Consider the following 6,255-nt stretch of genomic DNA (forward strand, 5'->3'; position numbering starts at 1 on the left):
TTATCCACTGGTGATTAGCTGGTTTGTCGATGGCCGTCTGAAGATGCATGAAAACGCCGCGTGGCTGGATGGTCAGCGTCTGCCGCCGCAAGGCTACGCTGCCGACGAGTAATGCCCCGTAGTTAAAACGCCAGCTCTGCCGCTGGCGTTTTTCACTTCACCTGTAAATCGCAAGCTCCAGCAGTTTTTTTCCCCCTTTTCTGGCATAGTTGGACATCTGCCAATATTGCTCGCCATAATATCCAGGTAGTGTCCCGTGAATAAAACGGAGTAAAAGTGGTAATGGGTCAGGAAAAGCTATACATCGAGAAAGAGCTCAGTTGGTTATCGTTCAATGAACGCGTGCTTCAGGAAGCGGCGGACAAATCTAACCCGCTGATTGAAAGAATGCGTTTCCTGGGGATCTATTCCAATAATCTTGATGAGTTCTATAAAGTCCGCTTCGCTGAATTGAAGCGACGCATCATTATTAGCGAAGAACAAGGTTCCAACTCTCATTCCCGCCATTTGCTGGGTAAAATTCAGTCCCGGGTACTGAAAGCCGATCAGGAGTTCGACAGTCTCTACAACGAGCTACTGCTGGAGATGGCGCGCAACCAAATCTTCCTGATTAATGAACGCCAGCTCTCCGTCAATCAACAAAACTGGCTGCGTCATTATTTTAAGCAGTATCTGCGTCAGCACATTACGCCGATTTTAATCAATCCTGACACAGACTTAGTGCAGTTCCTGAAGGATGATTACACCTATCTGGCGGTGGAAATTATCCGTGGCGATACCATCCGTTACGCGCTGCTGGAGATCCCATCAGATAAAGTGCCGCGCTTTGTGAATTTACCGCCGGAAGCGCCGCGTCGACGCAAGCCGATGATTCTTCTGGATAACATTCTGCGTTACTGCCTTGATGATATTTTCAAAGGCTTCTTTGATTATGATGCGCTGAATGCCTATTCAATGAAGATGACCCGCGATGCCGAATACGATTTAGTGCACGAGATGGAAGCCAGCCTGATGGAGTTGATGTCTTCCAGTCTGAAACAGCGTTTAACTGCTGAGCCGGTGCGTTTTGTTTATCAGCGCGATATGCCCAATGCACTGGTTGAAGTGTTACGCGAAAAACTGACTATTTCCCGCTACGACTCCATCGTCCCCGGTGGCCGTTATCACAATTTTAAAGACTTTATTAATTTCCCCAATGTTGGCAAAGCCAATCTGGTGAACAAACCACTGCCGCGTTTACGCCATATTTGGTTTGATAAAGCCCAGTTCCGTAATGGTTTTGATGCTATTCGCGAACGCGATGTGCTGCTCTATTATCCTTATCACACCTTTGAGCATGTACTGGAACTGCTGCGTCAGGCTTCGTTCGACCCGAGCGTACTGGCGATTAAAATTAACATTTACCGCGTGGCGAAAGATTCACGCATCATCGACTCGATGATCCACGCCGCGCACAACGGTAAGAAAGTCACCGTGGTGGTTGAGTTACAGGCGCGTTTCGACGAAGAAGCCAACATTCACTGGGCGAAGCGCCTGACCGAAGCAGGCGTGCACGTTATCTTCTCTGCGCCGGGGCTGAAAATTCACGCCAAACTGTTCCTGATTTCACGTAGAGAAAACGGTGAAGTCGTGCGTTACGCACACATCGGGACCGGGAACTTTAACGAAAAAACCGCGCGTCTTTATACTGACTATTCATTGCTGACCGCCGATGCGCGCATCACTAACGAAGTACGGCGGGTGTTCAACTTTATTGAAAATCCATACCGTCCGGTGACATTTGATTATTTAATGGTGTCGCCACAAAACTCCCGCCGTCTGTTGTATGAAATGGTGGACCGCGAGATCGCCAACGCGCAGCAAGGGCTGCCGAGTGGTATCACCCTGAAGTTAAATAACCTTGTTGATAAAGGTCTGGTTGATCGTTTATATGCGGCCTCCAGCTCCGGTGTGCCGGTTAATCTGCTGGTTCGCGGAATGTGTTCGCTAATCCCCAATCTGGAGGGTATTAGCGACAACATTCGTGCCATCAGTATTGTTGATCGTTACCTTGAACATGACCGGGTTTATATTTTTGAAAATGGCGGCGATAAAAAGGTCTACCTTTCTTCTGCCGACTGGATGACGCGCAATATTGATTATCGTATTGAAGTGGCGACACCGCTGCTCGATCCGCGCCTGAAGCAGCAGGTCCTGGACATCATCGACATATTGTTCAGCGATACGGTCAAAGCGCGTTATATCGATAAAGAACTCAGTAACCGCTACGTTCCCCGCGGCAATCGCCGCAAAGTACGGGCACAGTTGGCGATTTACGACTACATCAAATCACTCGAACAACCTGAATAGCCCTATGCCAATACACGACAAATCCCCTCGTCCGCAGGAGTTTGCTGCGGTCGATCTTGGTTCAAACAGTTTCCACATGGTTATTGCCCGTGTGGTGGATGGTGCCATGCAGATTATTGGTCGCCTCAAACAGCGGGTGCATCTGGCAGATGGCCTAGGGCCAGATAATATGTTGAGTGAAGAGGCAATGACGCGCGGTTTAAACTGTCTGTCGCTGTTTGCTGAACGGCTGCAAGGGTTTTCTCCTGCCAGCGTCTGTATAGTTGGCACCCATACGCTGCGTCAGGCGCTGAACGCCACTGACTTTCTGAAACGTGCAGAAAAGGTCATTCCCTATCCGATTGAAATTATTTCCGGTAATGAAGAAGCCCGTCTGATTTTTATGGGCGTGGAACATACCCAGCCGGAAAAAGGTCGCAAACTGGTTATTGATATTGGCGGTGGATCTACGGAACTGGTGATTGGTGAAAATTTCGAACCGATTCTCGTCGAAAGCCGCCGGATGGGTTGCGTCAGCTTTGCCCAGCTCTATTTCCCTGGCGGGGTCATCAATAAAGAGAATTTTCAGCGTGCTCGCATGGCGGCAGCACAAAAGCTGGAAACTTTAACCTGGCAATTTCGAATTCACGGCTGGAACGTGGCAATGGGTGCTTCCGGTACCATAAAAGCCACCCATGAAGTGTTGACGGAGATGGGCGAGAAAGACGGAATAATTACCCCGGAACGTCTGGAAAAACTGGTGAAAGAAGTTTTACGGCACCGTAATTTCGCATCGCTGAGTTTACCGGGGCTTTCCGAAGAGCGGAAAACTGTCTTCGTTCCTGGGCTGGCGATTTTATGCGGTGTGTTTGATGCCTTAGCCATCCGTGAACTGCGCCTTTCTGACGGAGCGTTACGCGAAGGCGTACTGTATGAAATGGAAGGACGTTTCCGTCATCAGGATGTGCGTAGTCGCACCGCCAGTAGCCTCGCCAACCAGTATCACATCGACAGTGAACAGGCCCGACGGGTACTGGATACCACGATGCAAATGTACGAACAGTGGCGAGAACAGCAACCGAAGCTGGCGCATCCGCAACTGGAAGCGCTACTGCGATGGGCGGCCATGCTGCATGAGGTCGGGTTGAATATCAACCATAGCGGTTTGCATCGCCACTCCGCTTATATTCTGCAAAACAGCGACTTGCCGGGATTTAATCAGGAACAGCAGCTGATGATGGCGACACTGGTGCGCTATCACCGTAAAGCGATTAAGCTCGACGATCTGCCGCGCTTTACCTTGTTTAAGAAGAAACAGTTCCTGCCACTGATTCAGCTATTGCGCCTTGGCGTATTACTCAATAATCAACGTCAGGCAACCACCACGCCGCCAACATTGACACTGATTACCGATGACAGTCACTGGACACTGCGTTTCCCGCATGACTGGTTTAGCCAGAATGCGCTGGTACTGCTTGATCTGGAAAAGGAGCAAGAATACTGGGAAGGCGTGGCTGGCTGGCAGTTGAAAATTGAAGAAGAAAGTACACCTGAAATCGCCGCTTAATGCTTTGCAGGCCGACGAGAAATGTCGGCCTGCATTATTCAGGTACTTTCGCGAATGGGTTCGATTTCATTCAACGTATCAATTAACGGTTGCGGCTTACCAATAAGATAACCCTGCATATAATCGATCCCCAAAGAGAGCACTGCCTCGCGGATCTCTTCGTTTTCAACGTACTCTACCACGACCAGCATTTTCTTCATTCGCGCCAGGTGGCAAATCGACGCGACTATCTGATAATCCAGACTATTTGACACAATATTGCGGATAAAACTGCCGTTAATTTTAAGCAGATCGGCATTCACTTTTTTAAGCCGCGCATAGCTGGCATAGCCGGTGCCGAAATCATCAATTGCAATCTGGCAGCCTAATTCCTGAAGATGCTGCAAGGTGATTTGCGCCTGCTTTACATTGGTCAAAGCATTGCTTTCGGTGACCTCAAAAATAAGTTGCCACGCCTCAATCTGATATTTAGCCAGCAGCTGGCTGACCTCAACAGGAAAACGAGCCTGACATACCGAGGTTGGCGACAGATTAATAGCAAAACGGTGAGCGGGCATCTTCGCTCTGTTTTCAGCCATAAATTGCAGCGTATGCTCAATGACCCACATGTCGATACTCGACGATAAACCAAATTCATGCGCGACCGGCAAGAAACTGTCGGGGCTGATAAGTTCATCATTCTCACCTTTCATGCGCAGAAGAATTTCATGGTAGACATCACCACGCATACCGGTGATCGGCTGGGCCATCAGGAAAAAATGGTTGTGTTCCAGCGCCTGCTGCAGCCGATTCATCATCGCGACTTTATCTTTCAATTCGCGTTGCAAATACATTGCCCCGCAACGCTGCATATTTTCCGGGGCGTTGGTCACGATGGAAAGTTCGGCGACCGTATTTAGCTCTCCCAACAGCAGGTAGATATGATTCACTGGCGAGCGCACATAGCAGTAACTGACGCCAATCTGCGGTTGCATCGGCATTCCATCCCAAAAGAAACGAAATTGCTTAAGATGGCTATCCAGAGCGGCAATGCGCTCCTGGTGCGATTCTGTATTCAGTCGCAGCGCGAGATCGTTACCCGAAAGCTGATAAACATCTTCACCCGGTTCCAGCAATGGTGACAGCCAGTGAGAGAGTTTTTGCTTGTATTGAATCCGCAGCATGATGCCATAGTTCTTTACCAGCATTTCCATGCCAGGGATGTGTAAATAACATAGCGCAGACCATGGGGCATCACGCAACGCGCGATTCAAGGCGCGAACATTTGGCAAATGAACGACCGGGTCCACATACGCAAGCCGCTGAATACGCCTGGCTACCGTTCGCTGACGGGTTGCCAGTATAGCCATATAATTGACAATAAAAGAAAATACCAGATAACTGGAGGAGGTTATGGTCAACTGCGTGGTATACCCAGGATAAATAGGAATGTAATTTTGGTAGCTATGAATGCTGATCATCAGCACGACCGCCCAGAGCAGTGAAATCAGCTTATAACCATAGCGCATCGCTCCCCACATCATCAGTGGCAGCAATAATGACAAGGTATAATTGGTGCTAAAAATCGTGCTTTTTTCATTTAACGGCATGCATAACAGAAACAGTAAAGAACCTAATGCCAGTAGCCAGATTGCAAACTCTTTTTTGGTGACTTTGATGTCAACCTGATGTTTTAATTGAGAATAATAGCCACGCAAATAAAACGGATTTCGTACCACACGAATGATGAAGTAGCACAGCGGGACACCGATCAGATTACCCACCAGTAAGGCCTGATAATTGATTAAGGTCCCGAGGTTAAAAGGCATGACGCCGACCAAATTTTCTCTGCTCGCCAGTAATCCTACAAATGCAGCAAACTGGAAAAATATCAGAAACAGCGTTGCAGGAAACACAATCTGCCAGAATATACGCTGGGAAATTAAACGGGTATCGCCATGTGAAACGTTGTTACGCCGGGGAGTAAAGACCCTGTAACCGCCCCAACAGAGAATGGTAATGATAATAAAATTAGCCGTTAATGAGAGCGTTTCGTAAAAACCCAGCTCTGCATATTTACGGACAAAAATTCCTAAGGCGATCCCTGGCAATGCCGCCCAGCCGAAAAACATCATCATGCTGATCATCAGTGCCAAAGGCAGATAAAAGAGAAAAACCTCACCGGAAGAAATATGTGCAAAAGTATTAATGTGGGCGAAAACGGGCAAGATTAAAGAAGGCAGGAACAGCGGAAGCCCCCACCATTTATCACGTATTTTTATATAAGTTGCATTCAGTTTCATAGATGCTCAGCAGAATCGGGAGTGTTAGAAATTCTGTGTCATTCCAGTAATATACAATCAAAAAGGAATGACACATGT

General features: G+C 48.2%; 3 protein-coding genes and 1 pseudogene. 3 read left to right on the forward strand and 1 reads right to left on the reverse strand.

The genetic code is table 11. The annotated features are described in order from the left end of the window. From purN to ppx, 3 genes and pseudogenes are all read left to right on the forward strand, one after another. Positions 1-112 (forward strand): annotated as a pseudogene (gene purN / locus A7090_RS24200) (phosphoribosylglycinamide formyltransferase); the annotation flags it as partial. Between the two features lie 170 nt (positions 113-282). After that, positions 283-2,349, forward strand: a complete 2,067-nt coding sequence (gene ppk1, locus A7090_RS24205; RefSeq protein WP_105275792.1) for a polyphosphate kinase 1 — start codon at positions 283-285, stop codon at positions 2,347-2,349. Positions 2,350-2,353: 4 nt separating this feature from the next. Next, positions 2,354-3,895: an exopolyphosphatase gene (gene ppx / locus A7090_RS24210; RefSeq protein ID WP_105275793.1), complete on the forward strand. Its 1,542-nt coding sequence runs from the start codon at positions 2,354-2,356 to the stop codon at positions 3,893-3,895. A gap of 38 nt (positions 3,896-3,933) precedes the next feature. On the opposite strand, the gene pdeF is transcribed toward ppx, so the two are convergent. After that, the gene (gene pdeF / locus A7090_RS24215; RefSeq protein ID WP_105275794.1) at positions 3,934-6,177 is read right to left on the reverse strand and encodes a cyclic-guanylate-specific phosphodiesterase PdeF; all 2,244 of its coding nucleotides are present in this window, start codon (positions 6,175-6,177) and stop codon (positions 3,934-3,936) included. Positions 6,178-6,255 lie beyond the last annotated feature (78 nt).

Source organism: Escherichia sp. MOD1-EC7003, from assembly GCF_002965065.1.
In the GTDB taxonomy this organism is placed as follows: domain Bacteria; phylum Pseudomonadota; class Gammaproteobacteria; order Enterobacterales; family Enterobacteriaceae; genus Escherichia.